Consider the following 16,043-nt stretch of genomic DNA (forward strand, 5'->3'; position numbering starts at 1 on the left):
TGAAGTTTAAAATTTTGAAAACGGTCTATGCCCAAAAAGTTTCCACACTACACCCAACCCGATAGCAAGGACTGTGGACCTACATGTCTCAAGATTATTGCAAAACACTATGGTAAAACCGTTTCCCTGCCTCATATCCGGGAAATTAGTGAAACCACAAGATCCGGGAGCAGCCTCTTGGATCTAAGTGACGCCGCTGAACACCTAGGCTTTAAAAGCCTTGGTGTAAAACTTTCCTATAAAGATCTTTTAAAGGCACCCCTACCCTGTATCCTACACTGGAACAAGGTACACTTTGTGGTATTGTATGGCGCGGAAACCAGCAAAAAAAATGGGGAAATGTTAAAAACTTCAGATCCGGGTTATGGGCTATTGAACCACTCTAAAGAAGAATTGTTGAAATCATGGATTGGCAACAACGCCGACGAAAATACTGAAGAGGGTATAGCACTACTTTTGGAGCCTACTTCCAAATTCTATCAAAGTGAATTTAACGAAGGTCGGGTAAAACCTTTGGGACTATCCTTCCTAACAAGTTACTTGATTAAATATAAAAGGTTTATCTGGCAACTGGTCATTGGTCTTTTGGCCGGCAGCTTACTCCAGGTCATCTTCCCTTTCCTGACCCAAAGTATAGTAGATGTAGGAATCAAGAATCAGGACATTAATTTTGTTTATCTCATTTTATTCGCTCAACTAGCCTTATTCTTGGGCAGGACGGGAGTGGAGGTAATCAGGAGTTGGATACTGTTACACCTAAGCACGCGTATAAATATTTCCTTGGTATCCGATTTTTTCATCAAGCTTATGAAACTCCCGATATCATTTTTTGATACCCGAATGACCGGTGATATCCTTCAACGCATAAATGATCATAACCGTATTGAGCGAATACTAACAACTTCATCTTTGAACGTACTGTTTTCCATGATAAATGTGGTGGTATTTGGATTGGTCCTAGCCTACTATAGCCTTTTGATTTTCAGCATATTTTTGATAGGAAGCATTCTGTATTTCATTTGGATTATTGTTTTCTTGAAAAAACGGAGGGATTTGGACTATAAGCGATTTTCACAAATAAGCCAGGAACAAAGTAAAGTCATAGAGCTGATAAACGGGATGCAGACCATAAAACTGCATAATGCCGAGAAAAAGAAACGCTGGGGATGGGAGTTTCTTCAGGCCCGCCTGTTCAAAATTTCAATTGAAAGCCTGGCTTTGGAGCAGTATCAAAGCGTGGGTTCGGGTTTCATCAATGAATTAAAGAATATTCTAATTACAGTTCTTTCCGCCAAATTGGTCATTGATGGGGATATTACTTTGGGGATGATGTTAGCCATTTCCTATATCGTCGGTCAATTGAATTCCCCTATTTCCCAGCTGATTAATTTCATAAAAGAAATCCAAGATGCCAAAATATCATTGGAACGCCTTGGTGAAATACATAATAAAAAAGATGAGGAAGGTGACATCCGGGAAAAAATTAATGCTATTCCCGCTAATCTGGATTTTTTTATCAAGAATCTATCCTTCAGATATCGAGGTTCGGACAAGTTTGTCCTGCAAGGGTTGGATTTACATATTCCTTCTAATAAAGTAACAGCCATCGTAGGAACTAGCGGTAGTGGAAAGAGCACCCTAATGAAATTGCTTCTGCGGTTTTATGAGCCTTCTAAAGGCAAAATAAAATTTGGTACTTATGACACCAGGAATATATCCCAAAAAGTTTGGAGGGATAAATGCGGTGTGGTCATGCAAGAAGACTATATCTTCAATGATACCATTGCCAATAACATAGCTATAGGCGTAGACCATATTGATAAAAAACGCCTAAAATATGCTGTTGAAGTGGCTAATATTGAGGAATATATCGAAGAACTGCCATTATCCTATAACACAAAAATTGGAATGGAAGGAATCGGTTTAAGTACCGGACAGAAACAAAGGTTACTCATAGCCAGGGCAGTATATAAAAACCCGGATTATTTATTTTTTGATGAGGCAACATCAGCACTTGATGCAAACAATGAGAAGGTAATTATGGAAAAGTTGGATCGATTCTTTACCAACAAAACGGTTTTGGTTATCGCGCATAGATTAAGTACCGTAAAAAATGCCCATCAAATTGTGGTATTGGACAATGGCAAGATAGTGGAGATAGGAAATCATCGTGCTTTGGTAAAGCAACAGGGAGCATACTTTAATTTGGTAAAAAATCAATTGGAATTAGGAAATTAAATGGGTGATACTTTAGACAATATAAAATTACGGAGTGAAGAGGTTCAGGAGATACTTACCAGGGTTCCTCATTGGATGATACGCTGGGGCAGCACCTTGTTCTTATCCCTTATTGTTTTGGTATTGGCCATCTCATGGTTTATTAAATATCCCGATTTAATAATGTCCCAAGCGATCATCACCACCAAAACCCCTCCACAAAAGGAGTTTGCGATGGTTTCTGCAAAATTTGACTCAATACATGTGATTGAATCTCAAGAGGTAAATAAGAACTCTGTTTTGGCGGTCTTGGAAAATACGGCCAACACAGAAGATGTTCTATATCTACAATCCATACTTGATACCATTAAGATATCGGATAAATCCATTGAATTTCCTTTTGATAGTCTTCCTATTCTATTTTTAGGAGACATAAACCAAAGTTTTGCATTGTTCGAAAACAGCTATTTTCAATACAAATTGAATAAACGATTACAACCTTTTTCCAACGAGGCAATTGCCAATGAGATTTCCCTTGCGGAACTGAGAAAGAGGCTCTCCAGTTTGGAAGATCAATTTGCCCTTAGTAAATCTGAATTGGCTTTTAAGAAATCTGATCTGAATCGCCACGAGGGCTTGTACGAAAAAGGAGTAATCTCCCAACAGGAATTTGAAAACAAGAAGCTGGAAGTATTGTCCTCTGAAAGGAATACAAAAACACTTGGGGCCTCAATTTCCCAAATACGAGAGGCCATAGGAGGGGCCAAGAAAACATCAAAAGAAACCGAGATTTCAAGGACCAGAGAGGAAGTGCAATTGTTGAAGACTACTATCCAAGCCTTTAATCAATTAAAGCAGGCCATTAAGGATTGGGAAAACACCTTTGTATTCAAGTCAGAAATTAAGGGCAAGGTTTCCTTTATGAACTATTGGGACCAAAACCAGTCCGTATTTCAAGGAGATCTTGTCTTTACCATAATACCTTCCGACAATTTAGATTATGTGGCAAAATTGAAGACACCTTCTCAAAATTCGGGGAAAATTAAGTTAGGACAATCCGTTAATGTGAAACTTGAAAACTATCCAGAAACCGAATTTGGCATCTTAAAGGGAGAAGTTGAAAATATTTCCCTAACACCGGACAAGGACGGCTTTTATTTGGTGGACGTCTCCCTACCGAAGGAAATGATTACGAGCTATGGCAAGGAAATTGATTTTAAGCAGGAAATGCGCGGGGGAGCCGAGATCATTACAGAGGATTTGAGACTTCTAGAACGATTTTTTTATCAGTTTAAGGAAGCCTTCGAAAGATAATCCACATCCAAATTTCCCACCTAATTTCTTTGATGTAACCAGGAAAGCAATTTTCCAAGATTCCACAAATTAAGAGCGTCCTTTTTTGTTTCTTTCACTGTCTTCTTGCATCTTTGCATGCTGACCACTTTAGACCTCAACAATAAAGCTCATGAAGAATTTAACTTCCGGGAATTCCGTATCCCTAGGGATTACCCTCTTAATACTTCTTATATCTTGTGGACAAAAGGACACCCCTCCTACCCTTTTTTCTAAAATTGAACCCTCACAATCCGGAATCCATTTCCATAACCGACTCATGGAGAACGATTCTATAAATATTATAGACAATGAGTTTGTGTACAACGGGGCCGGGGTAGCTTTAGGCGACTTAAATGGCGACGGGTTGGATGATATTTTTTTTGCCGGAAACCAAGTGGACAATACACTGTTTTTAAATGAGGGTAATCTAAAATTCGAGGATATTTCCCAGGAGGCACAAATAGGAAAACCAGATTCACTTCTTTGGTCTTCTGGAGTATCCATAGTTGATATTAATGCTGATGGCAAAAAGGATATTTATATTTGTAATACCTTTTACAGGGACTCATTAAGACGAAAAAATCTACTTTATATCAATCAGGGATCAGATGGATCGGGCGTCCCTCGGTTTAAGGAAATGGGAGAGACTTATGGCGTTGACGACGAGACCTATTCTTCCCACTCCCAATTTTTTGATTACGACAATGATGGTGACCTAGACCTTTTTATAGGTGTGAATCGGATTGAGGGAATAGACCCAAGTGAGTTTCGTCCTTTGGAGGATGATGGCACCTCTATGAGTAAGGATAAACTCTATGAAAACCAATGGAACGACAGTTTGCAACATCCCATTTTTGTTGATGTCTCCGAAAAAGCGGGCATTCGCTACCACGGTTATAGCCACAGTACATTAATCAATGATTTTAATGAGGACGGTTGGTTGGATATTTACGTGGCCAACGATTTTTTGAGTAACGACCTGATGTATATCAATAATCAGGATGGCACCTTTACCAATCGTGCTGGAGAGGCCTTTCAACACTTCAGTCTTTCCTCTATGGGCAGTGATATTGCCGATATTGATAATGACGGACGTTTGGACATCTACATTACGGAAATGCAACCCTATTACAACAAACGAAAAAAATTATTTCAGGGTCCCAGTAGTTATCAAAAGGAAATTTTCACCAAAAGGTATGGGTATGAGAGTCAATATGCCAGAAATACCATGCAATTGAATTTGGGAATAAATCCCGAAACCGGAATCCCCATTTTTGGGGATATGGGTATGTATGCCGGAATCCAGGAAACGGATTGGAGCTGGGCACCACTTTTTGCGGATTTGGACAATGATGGCTGGCAGGATTTGTTTATTACAAACGGCTTCCCCAAGGACGTAACCGATAGGGATTTTGGCGATTTCAGGGTTACCGCTAGTCGCTTGGTGAGCAAAGAAACCTTGATTGCCGCTATCCCAGAGATAAAAATCCCAAATTTTGCCTTTAAGAATCAAGGAGACCTTGGATTTACGGATGCTACCCAGGAATGGGGTCTAAACTTTGGCACTTATTCCAGCGGAGCGGCTTACGGGGATTTGGATATGGACGGTGATCTGGACTTGGTCATTAACAACATTAATGAGCCAGCATTGTTGTTGCAGAATAACTTGGATTTGATGGCTACCAATAACCATTATCTGCGCATTGCCCTGGTTGGGGAAGAAAGCAATCCGGCAGCAATAGGTACGGTTGTTGCCCTTTATGCGGATGGGGCCGTTCAGAAGAAATCCGTATTGTCCGGAAGGGGGTATCTTTCTCAACCGGAACAAGTACTACATTTTGGATTGGGTGAAACTTCCATGGCAGATAGTATCATTATCCAGTGGCCAGGGAAAGCCAGACAAAAGTTGACCCAGATAGCCGCTGATTCAGTGCTTCGGATTACGTACCGGGCTTCGAGTTCACCAACAGGCTCTTCAAAGCAAAATATGGAAAAATCCATGTTTAAGGAGGTTTCCAAAGTATACGACCTTGACCACCTGAGTACGGATCATGATTTTATCGATTTTAATTTTCAGCGAACACTGCCGCATAAATTTTCCCAATATGGACCTTCCTTGGCTGTCGGGGATGTCAATAACGATGGCTTGGACGATATGTTCGTGGCAGCAAGTAGAGAATTCAAGCAAAAATGGTTCATACAGCAGAGAGATGGTTCATTTAAACAGAGCGAGGTTACCTATAAAAAGGACCTTGAATTACATGAGGAAGATGCAGGGACCTTGCTTTTTGATGCGGATAACGATGGTGACCTAGATTTGTATATTGCCCGCGGCTGCGGACAATATCCTGCTGGACACGAGTTTTATAAGGATATGCTTTTTATCAATGATGGAGAGGGCAATTTTTCGGAAAGTATCGAATCACTTCCAAGTATTACAGCAAATTCCTCAGCGGTAAAAGCAGCCGATTATGACCGTGACGGTGATTTGGATCTATTTGTGGGGAGTAGGGTTTTGCCTTTTTCCTATCCCTTGTCAGATCGTTCCTATATCCTACAAAATCAAAGCACACAGGGGAATCCAAAATTTGTTGATGTAACTAGTGATGTTTTCCCCGAAACCAGTCTGGGATTGATAAGTGATGCGCTTTGGACAGATTTCAATGGAGACTTCTGGCCAGATTTGATTTTGGCAGGAGAATGGATGCCTCTTCGTTTTTTTAGAAACGACAATGGAAAATTGATAGAAGTTACGAAGGAATCCGGTATCGCAGACAATACGGGTTGGTGGAACAGCCTTGCAGCAGCAGATCTGGACAATGATGGTGATACCGATTATATAGCGGGCAATTCCGGGAAAAATATATATTTCAAAGGTAGTGTGGACGAGCCTGTTCGTGTATATGCAAAGGATTTGGACAATAATGGCACTGTGGATCCCTTAATTTCCTATTATTTAAGGGATAGCCTCGGTACACGAAAGGAGTATTTATACCATCCGTGGCAAGACGTAACCAAGCAATTCGTAGGTATCCGTAAAAAGTTCAATTCGTTCGGTGAATTTGGAGAATCAACACTTCCCGAGATGTTTTCTGATGGTCTGTTGGATGATGCCACGGTTTTGTCCTTCAACTATATGCAATCCTCGTGGATAGAAAATCTAGGAAACGGAAAATTTAAAATCCATCCGCTGCCCACGGCCGCGCAACTGGCACCTATCTATGGAATAGTGCCAAAATATTTGGATGACGATAACTTCATAGATCTATTGTTGATAGGCAATGATTATGGTATGGAGGTGCAACAGGGTCCTGCGGATGCCCTGGTAGGTTTGGCTCTTAGAAACACAGGGAAAGGAGACTTCGTTCCTATTTCTTTGGAGAAAAGCCATTTTCTTGTGCCAGGTGATGGAAAAAGCTTGGTTACCTTAAACATTGCCAATGAAAAAATGCTTGTGGTGGCCTCGCAAAACAACGATTCCCTTCGGGTTTTCGAACCTAGAAAAAAGCTAATTAGGGAATTGATAAAACTGGAACCTACCGAAATAAAGACCCAAATCAAATTGAAGGATGGTTCCCAAAACGTTCAGGAGTTTTATTGGGGTAGTTCCTTCCAATCGCAGTCAAGCAGAACCTTGGTTATCAATCCCAAAGCTACAGAAGTACGCATTTTTGATTACCTAGGAAATGAGACACGCAAAATTGATTTTTGAAAGCAGTTTTCCCTTAGTATTCGTTTTCATGTTTATAATCGCCATAGCGATACTTAATGGTTCGTTTTAGGGGAATATTCATTCCTTGCGTTTCTTCCTGCCAATCATAAATGGCAGTAGCCATGGATTTTACAATTTCCTGCTTGTCGGGATCGGCTATGAGATTGTACATTTCATCGGGGTCGTTTTCCAAATCATAGAGTTCGTTTCTATCCCACAGCCCATGATACTTGATATATTTATATTTATCGGTGCGCATTCCAAATACCGTGGGCGTCATCGGAAAATCATATTCCCAATAGTATTCATAAAATACTTCTTTACGGGCGGGAGCATTCGAATCGCCGGTCAAAATGGGAATAAAGGAAACCCCGGGCATATTCTCCGGTTTTTGCACGCTGGCTACATCAAAAACTGTTGGGGCTATATCTATATTTTGTACCATCTGTTTTGGGGTCTTGCCCCCTTGGAATAATTCCGGGCAACGTACCAATAAAGGAACTTTAACGGATTCCTCATAGAAATGGCGCTTGTCTATCAACCCATGCTCGCCCCAACTAAAACCATTATCACCCATATAGATGACCAAGGTGGACTCATCCAGACCTTCCTTTTCCAAGTAGTCCATAACGGCACCGACGCTATCGTCCACCCCCAAAAGTGTTTCACAGTAGTCTACCACCATTGCATGTAAATCCCGGTTGTCATGATACATATAATCCACGCCATGCCAGCTTATGCGTTGATCGGCAACCCATTGTGGCCATTTGAGGTCTCTGTATTCTCCTGTCTTGGTCTGATCATAAGTTTTTGGTAAAGTGATTTTCCTTCCTTTGTACCGTCCTTTGTGACGTCTAGCTGGTTGAAAACCGGCATGCACAGCCTTGTGGGATAAATAGAGAAAAAAAGGTTTCTTTTTGTTCCGTTTCTTTAACCAATCCAACGCATGTTCGGTTAACAAATCGGTAATGTAGGTAGAGTCCTTATAAGCAACTCTAGTTCCGTTGATGTTCAAGGTGGGATTGTAATACACCCCTTGTCCTGGGAAGCTCTCCCAATGCGAAAAACCGGGCTGGGGTTCGTCCCCATGATCTCCCATATGCCATTTTCCAAAAAAACCGGTCTGATAGCCCGCTTTCTGTAAATATTGTGGGAAATAGGTAAGGTTTCCCGGGTCGGGCGCTTGGTTATCAACAATGGTATGGGAGTGTGAAAACTGTCCTGTAAGAATGGAGGCCCTACTAGGGGAGCATAACGATGTAGTTACAAAAGCATTGGGTAAATAGGCCCCTTCAGCGGCCAATCTGTCCATATTTGGGGTTTCCAACCACGGTACTTTCCCTGTGAAACCCATATAATCATATCTGTGATCATCCGTAAGAATAAAAATCACATTACGAGGTTTCTTTTTTATCGGTTCCTCGGGATTGTAATTGGCAAAAGTGCCTGAACTATAAGACATGAAGCCCAAGGCCACGCTCAAAAAAAGAATTGTGTTTTTCATGGGTTTAAAATTTATTCACTTTAGTATTCTATTTCGATTCCTGCTCAAGAAAACCAAGTACATAGGTCATAGGTGCGTTCCAATTTAAACAAATTTCATTGCTCGCATAACTGGGTTCTTGATCCACCCAGCTTTTCATGGGTGCAGGGTTTTTAGGATAAACCGCCCCTCCAACGGTATCCTGCAAACGGCTATTGGGTCCACCGGATAGCAACCCTGGAACTGGTTCTGGTATGCCATCGGCAGCACTTTGCCGATGATGGATAAACATTGGAGTTTTGTCCCCAAAACCGGTGAGGTAGCTAAGGCCCATGGCATTATGGCCCAAAACATAATCCATGGCTTGTTGTACACCGACCAAATACTCCTCCTTCTTTTCCAATCTATAGGCTTGTGCCATTATCATGGCGGCATTCAGTACATCGCTATTGGAGCCCCAATGAAAATCATCGATGGGTTGAAAATAGTCTAATTTTTTGGCTTTCTCCACCAATACGTTGGCTGATCCCATAATTCCGCTTCTTAATCTTTGATACAAATCTGGTGGAACCACTTCCCTATTCTCCAAAAGCGAGAACATTCCCAAAAAACGCATATATCCCGTCCAGCTTTCAGCTGGTTTAAATGTAAAATCAATCGAATCTGTATTTAAATGATCTAGATAGGATGGATTCTTTGTGGTGATGAAAAGTTCAGCATCCGCCCAAAACCATTCATCATCAAAATTTGTATCCCCATACTGTCCTGTGGAGATATCCAGAGGGTTTACAAACTCAATTTGGGGATTTTTCAAGGCCCAAGCATAGGCCCGTTTTGAAGCCTCCAGACATTTTGCCGCATAATCGGCATCCTGTTCCCTAAAAATACGATAGGCTTGTGCCGCACAAGCCGAAAAATCCAAGGTAGCGGCAGTTCCTTTACCAACAATATAACGCTGGCCAGTAGCTTCATGGGGCATTACCATGGGTTCAAAATTCTTTGTAGTCAGCTTATGAAACAATCCACCGTCGGTATCCTGCATGGTCAAAAGCCAATCCATTTCATATCGTAGCTCATCCAAATAATCACTAATGCCATTCCCACTTTCTGGAATAACAAGCTCTTTGTCCTCAATAATTCCGGGATATTGCTCTTCCAGCAGAAATAACTGTCCCAAGGGAAAACTACCATTCACTACATATTTATTATAGTCCCCGGCATCATACCATCCGCCTGGAGAGGAAAGGGACCCCTTAGTCCTACCGCTTGAAGGATGATAAAGCACGCTGTCGTCCGAATGCGCCATGGGTCTTTGCCATTGGCCCGCGTGTTCTTCGCGCAATGCAATACCCATCCTTTGGTAATACAATCCTTTTATAGAACCCAAAAACGTGCTATCCAAAACACTGTTACGAATTTCAAAAGGATATGAATATCCCAAACCTTCCACGAGTATCATATAAGTACCTGCGTCCTTAATACTGCTGAAATCGGCCACCCGAGCGGTTTCCCCTGCCAAGTCCCAATCATGGGGCTGCGAGAGTTTTCCAGTATGGATTACCTCCATCTTATACTTATCCACTATCTTGAATTCTTCTTTCCCTTCCCCTTGGAGAACAGTTGCCTTTTTAACCGCAGTGGGATAATATCCTATCTGGTTCAATCGGATATTTGGAGTATATTCATTGGCAAAGGGTGTCGCGGGGTCCACACATGAATCAGCAAGAAATAATACGGCTGAAGCTAAAAAAACAAAAGTCCTTCTAAATCGGTAATCCTTCATATTGATGCTAAATGAAAAAGGCTCAAAATAATTCTGCAATAAAAATATCCAAAGTTAGAATCACTAAAAAGTAGAAATACCTTTATTCTAGATATTAGTTCTCTCGTTCCTGCTCCATAAACCAATCGTACAGCTCATCCGTATTGTAGGCTTGAATCCACGAATTATGGCCTACCCCGGGATAACGGGTAAAGCGGACGTCGTAACCCATTTTCTGTAATGTATTGACCATATCCTCCGATTCGGATATAGGGATTGATTTATCTTCTTCGCCATGAAACACCCATATGGGCATTTTCCTATCTATCCAGGAGGCATAGGGCACTGGAGTCATACCACATACAACGGCCATGGCAGCAAATTTTCCAGGGTATTGCACGGCCATTTCCCAGGCTGCTCCCCCACCACGACTTAGTCCGGTTAAATAAATTCGATTTTTATCAACCCGATTGTTAAATACGATTGAATCCAACAATTGATTCACAGCACGTACGTTCCACCACTTTCTTTTATGGGGATTTTGGGGGGCCAATATCAAAAACGGAAACCGCTTTCCTTCCACAATAAGTTTGGGGGGACCATTCTTCTTTAGGGTTTGTAGGCTATCGCCGGATTCACCACCACCATGAAGGAATAACAAGAGCGGAAATTTTTCAGAGGGATTGGATTCATAACCTTCGGGGTAATAGAGATAGTAACTTAATTTCTCCTTGGTCACGGTTTCTTGTTCCGCATCCAAAAGCAATGATTTGGATTGTGCTCCGCAACCTTGAAGGAACAGCAAACTCAAAACCAGATAAATACTTCTTTTCAAAATAATTCGAATATCGAGTTTAATTTATTTGATTCTCCAAAATAAAAAAGTCCGTGGCCTCATGGTCCGGATATCGGAAGATATCCATATCACCATCCCCATCGTAATCAATGGCCTGTCCATTATAAATGCCATTGGTCTCGATTACCATTTCCTTGTAGTTCGTATAATCGCCTTCATTTAAAAATATGGAAACATCAAAATTCGTTTTGTCCAAATTTACGGCCCTGCCCTTATTAATACCGGCCATAATATCAAAATCTCCATCCAAATCGAAATCATGTACCTGTAATGTATGACATGCCGGAATGCTATCCGAAATGGTTACACTGTCCCAAGAATCCCCAGACCTCTTGTAGACCACTAAGGGATACCCTGCCCGTTCGGAATGCCCCATATAGATTTCCGCCGCTCCATCCCCATCTACATCCCGGACGAACGTTTTTGTTCCATTTCGGGACCAGTCCCCTTCTTGATTGTTCCATTGTTCGTCCAGATTCTCTTCTACCCAAGGTTGTGACAAATCCGAACCTGGGCTATAATAAATCATTCCTGTTGCTACAATATCGGGATGCCCGTCCTTATTTAAATCTCCTACATCCATACCCTCATGCAGTACTTCATTCTCAATAAATTGTACTCGTTGCCAAGTATCGCGGTCTTCTTGTCGAAAAATGCTCAAGGTATGCTCGTCAAAAGTTAAAAGTGCCATATCTAATTTGCCATCGGAATCAAAATCGGCAAAGCTTACATCCTTTATGGCATCGGGCGCCGTTCCTATGGTATGTGGTTTCCAAGTTCCATTACTATTTTCATACCAAAAAATCTCTGCGGTTGCGCCCGCATCCGCCCATTCACCAGGATGTTTCACTGCAAAGACATCCGTATCCCCATCACCATCCATATCGGCAGCCTCAAGTTCACCGCTCGCAAAAAGTCCTCCAGTAATAGGTTTTTCAGCTATAATCTCCAATTCCCAAAGTCCATCTTCCTTCTGTCCTTTGTAGTACCCCAAGTAACCTCCTCCGGAATTGTTGTTGATGAAAAGTAAGTCGGCAATCTCATCCCCTGTTATATCCACTGGTGTATGTGCCCACCAATATTTAGCACTATCCACAATTTTGCGCTGTTGAAAAGCTAGCTGCTTTTTTGCAACGGATTCGGTCGTAGCTTCCTTCTTTTTTTCTTGCTTACACGATTGGAAAATTCCTGTCATTGCCAAAAATCCTAATAGGAAAACATAGGTGACATCTTTTTTCATTACTTCTATTTAGTGATTATGGTCTTTGATTAATTTGTTGATGTATTCCGCTATTTTTTGATGATTCCTCTCATCGGTGACGGCAAAATTTTGCATCCCAATGATAAATGAGTTTTTTCCCTTTAAGAGTGGTGTAGTATTTTCTCCTCGACCAAAACCGAATACCGTCATTCCATCCTTGCTCTTTGCGCCTTCCGAGGTATTACCAAGATAGGACATCATATCCGTATGCCCATCCGCGTTGATTTGAGCCACGAAAAAGGTGGTGTCCAAACCTTTTTTATTGAAATAGGCCCAACGAAAGTTGTTAAAATCGATATCCCCTTTATAAAAATCAGGAATTTGTGAACTTGGCCCAGAGCGGTCTGTTCCATAGGTCGAAACTTCCGGTGAAAATGACCCACCCGGTGTTCCTTCATACAAAAACCAATACGGTGTGCCGTCCGTGCTCAAAACCTCCAAAACGGCATGGTCTTCCGAAAAAGTCCATTCCCATTCCCAAAAACCACTTTTTGTCCTTGTCCTGATCTTATTTTCCGATACAATCTCCGAGACGCATTTATCATGTCCAGGGTGACCTGCTCCTTTGTCGTTTTCCGATTTGAAGACTAGGTTGGGAAGTCCACGAAAGGCTGATGCTGCAGAAGCGGGGTATTGATCCCATGGTTCTGTCTTGTAGCTTACCCAGTCATTCCCATAGCTGTCCAATATTCTGGAAAACCCTCCACCCGCCTTATCGAAATAGTATGTGGCCCCTTTACCGTGTATAATAAAGTGTGGCCTATTTTCATAGATGCCCTCAGAGATTGCTATCGCATTTTTTAAAGGTATTTCCCTTCTGACCTTCACCATTATACCGGGCCACTGAACTTCCATACCGTGCACCATTTTTCCATTATGAAGGGGCGTTTTCAACGTTTTTAAACGATTTTCCCCACGCTTCAAGGAAGTCATATTCTTTAGCTTTTCAGTATGCCAATAGGCATCATAACAAGGTAAGTCCGCATTATTTTCTTGTACAATTCCATTAACTTCCATCCCTTCTGAATAGCAGGGACTCCAACTGGTCCAGTATAATTCCACATTATCGTCCTTGGATGTTTGAAAAGGAATATCAAATAGCTGGGAATGCTCCCCATCACGTGTTGTCCAAAAAGGTTCCTGGGCATAGGGCTTCGCCAAGAGAACGCTGTGTTCTCTTTTGAGAGAAAGGTTTTCAATAAACGGAAGAACATGTGTAAACCCCTTATTGTCTCCTACCAGGGCCGTTACCGTTAGAGGGCCGTTTTGATCGGGAATCCATTCCGTATTCCAAACGACTTCAAAAGGAGCTTTGGAAGAGCTTCCTATAGACTTACCAAGCTTTCCCCTATAGTGCTTATATTGCCACTGTCGATACCTTCCGTCCCCTTGCACGTTTACATCTTCAAAATGCCCTATGTAGTCCACAGAGGTGATTTCCCCAAGCTGTTCCCCGGCTAGGGAGAGGATGACGTTATTACCCAAAACTTCATTGGATCGTATCCCGGAAATCTTGGCTATAGGATTTTTTTTTTCGTCGGATGAGTAATACACTCGAAGTACGATGCCATATACCAAATTCTGGGGCCAATCCCAGGATTGTTCCTTGGCCACGGTAAGCTTGAAATGATTATCAAGTCCTTGCCTTAAATCGGAAAGTGGTATGGAAGCACGTACATTGGCATGGAACATGTAGTCCGTTGGAGGATTGGGAATGGTACCTGGTTCGGGTAACCTTAACGGTTTTCCATTGTTAAACTGTATTTTTAAATCCTTGGTGTCCTCATGGGATTGCACTCTTTCTACGATGACTTCAGCGCTTATAGCATTCTCAAGGTCCAATTCCTGATTTAGGGGAATAAAGCCATCTTTATGTCCATCTTCGGGAAAATGGTCCGCATTACTGGCATAATCCAATTTTCCACCAACACGTAGAAATTTACCACGGTCACCTACCATTTCTGGAACCCATGGATATTCCTTGAATAACATTCCCGATTTTAAGGATTTTACGGCATCATTTCTCCAGACATGCATATATTTATGTTGGTCCCAACCCGAACCTATAATGTCCAAATCGCCATCATTGTCCAAGTCTACGAATTGGGTTCCCAAATGATTTTCCTTTCCCGTATCGATTACAGTCTTCCTAAAATTTCCTTTTCCGTCATTTTTCCATAGTTGTAGTTCCAAATTTTCTCCCTTGTGTTCGGCAGTGAGCAAATCAATGTCCCCATCCCGATCGAGGTCCGTAATATCCAAATTGTTGATGGAAAATTGGGTAACTATTCTATGGCGCTCCCAATTACTTAGATCCTCTTGGGAGAACCACCAAAAATTAGCATCCGGTTCCAGTCCTGGATAACGTTCCTCCGTTACAACGATGTCTGTCTTGCCATCTCCATTCAAGTCAGCAACTTCAACCCTGTCTATGGGATGTTCACTGCGGCCCACTATGATCTCTTCCCAAAGTGTTTCAATACTTCCCGGATTTTCATACCAAACCAAAATTTTTGGTTCATCTTCGCCATCCGGCCTTCTACCGGCTGCAATATCCAAATCGCCATCTCCGTCTATATCCCCTACCCCTATGCCTTCATCCGAAGTATTCTCACAGATCATATGCACCTCCCAATTAACGGTATCGGCATTGGCTTCCGGTATTGAAATGGCGTAAATATTTCCATTTCCCGCAATAACAAACTCGGAACGCCCAGTAGCGACCAAATCTGCCTTTTCAAAACCTTGACTGTTAACATGGCTTGTAGCAGGCACCTTACCGATCAAACGTTTTTTATACTTAGTTCCTTCGGTATTCAGGGCTTCATACCAGTATAAATTCGGTAAGGCCATTGCGATGATGTCCCCATAGGGATCACCGTCCACGTCTAGATAAAGAATGGCATCCACATTATCATCCAGAACCGTCCGTTTCCAATGACCTTCCATTCCCTTTCCAGGATTATGATAAACGTACCTCCCGGATATGATATCTAGATTACCATCATTGTTTACATCCCCAGCATCCAATCCAAAGTATCGCAGCCAATTGGGTTCGTTCCAATCACCCCACATTTGTTTTGTACTGTCTATCTGAATATAGGTCCATCCTTCTAAAATATCTTGTTGTGAAAGGGAGTTCGTCGCGATATTAATTGTGCAAAGGATAAGAATGAATTTTTTGATTCTCATTTATCGGTGTTCAAAATTTGTTGCATTTCAGTTTGAAAAGGATTCCGTGTTCTATTCCTCTAAATCGGGCTAAAAGGCCCTTTCTCCAAAGAAGTATTTCAACAATGCCCTGATTAAGCCCGTAAAGCATTCCGTTAAAAACATTATATCGGTTTTTTTAATTTCAAAATACTTCGAAAAGATGAAAATACTAAAAACCACCTTGCAAGCTTGGTATCATTTTAT

8 protein-coding genes are annotated in these 16,043 nt (G+C 41.7%); 3 read left to right on the plus strand and 5 right to left on the minus strand.

The features are described from left to right. Positions 1 to 27 precede the first annotated feature (27 nt). The 3 genes from Q0993_RS15850 (at position 28) to Q0993_RS15860 (ending at position 7,264) form a co-directional block, all read left to right on the plus strand. On the plus strand, positions 28 to 2,238 hold the full coding sequence (locus Q0993_RS15850) for a peptidase domain-containing ABC transporter (RefSeq protein ID WP_299534836.1): 2,211 nt from the start codon (positions 28 to 30) through the stop codon (positions 2,236 to 2,238). Continuing rightward, complete coding sequence (locus Q0993_RS15855) at positions 2,239 to 3,531, plus strand: HlyD family efflux transporter periplasmic adaptor subunit (protein WP_299534838.1); 1,293 nt, start codon at positions 2,239 to 2,241, stop codon at positions 3,529 to 3,531. Positions 3,532 to 3,682: 151 nt separating this feature from the next. Next, the gene (locus Q0993_RS15860; protein ID WP_299534840.1) at positions 3,683 to 7,264 is read left to right on the plus strand and encodes a VCBS repeat-containing protein; all 3,582 of its coding nucleotides are present in this window, start codon (positions 3,683 to 3,685) and stop codon (positions 7,262 to 7,264) included. Between the two features lie 13 nt (positions 7,265 to 7,277). Here Q0993_RS15860 and Q0993_RS15865 read toward each other — a convergent pair whose 3' ends face one another. From Q0993_RS15865 to Q0993_RS15885, 5 genes are all read right to left on the minus strand, one after another. After that, positions 7,278 to 8,768 (minus strand): sulfatase, encoded by a 1,491-nt coding sequence (locus Q0993_RS15865; RefSeq protein ID WP_299534842.1) that lies wholly within the window; start codon positions 8,766 to 8,768, stop codon positions 7,278 to 7,280. 28 nt (positions 8,769 to 8,796) lie between these two features. After that, complete coding sequence (locus Q0993_RS15870; RefSeq protein WP_299534845.1) at positions 8,797 to 10,530, minus strand: glycoside hydrolase family 9 protein; 1,734 nt, start codon at positions 10,528 to 10,530, stop codon at positions 8,797 to 8,799. A gap of 94 nt (positions 10,531 to 10,624) precedes the next feature. Then, positions 10,625 to 11,344, minus strand: coding sequence for a PHB depolymerase family esterase (locus Q0993_RS15875; protein ID WP_299534847.1), 720 nt, complete (start codon positions 11,342 to 11,344; stop codon positions 10,625 to 10,627). Positions 11,345 to 11,363: 19 nt separating this feature from the next. Continuing rightward, on the minus strand, positions 11,364 to 12,605 hold the full coding sequence (locus Q0993_RS15880; protein WP_299534849.1) for a VCBS repeat-containing protein: 1,242 nt from the start codon (positions 12,603 to 12,605) through the stop codon (positions 11,364 to 11,366). A gap of 9 nt (positions 12,606 to 12,614) precedes the next feature. Beyond that, on the minus strand, positions 12,615 to 15,818 hold the full coding sequence (locus Q0993_RS15885) for a VCBS repeat-containing protein (RefSeq protein ID WP_299534851.1): 3,204 nt from the start codon (positions 15,816 to 15,818) through the stop codon (positions 12,615 to 12,617). Between the last annotated feature and the right edge of the window lie 225 nt (positions 15,819 to 16,043).

It is taken from the genome of Ulvibacterium sp. (genome assembly GCF_028285715.1).
Taxonomy (GTDB): domain Bacteria; phylum Bacteroidota; class Bacteroidia; order Flavobacteriales; family Flavobacteriaceae; genus Ulvibacterium.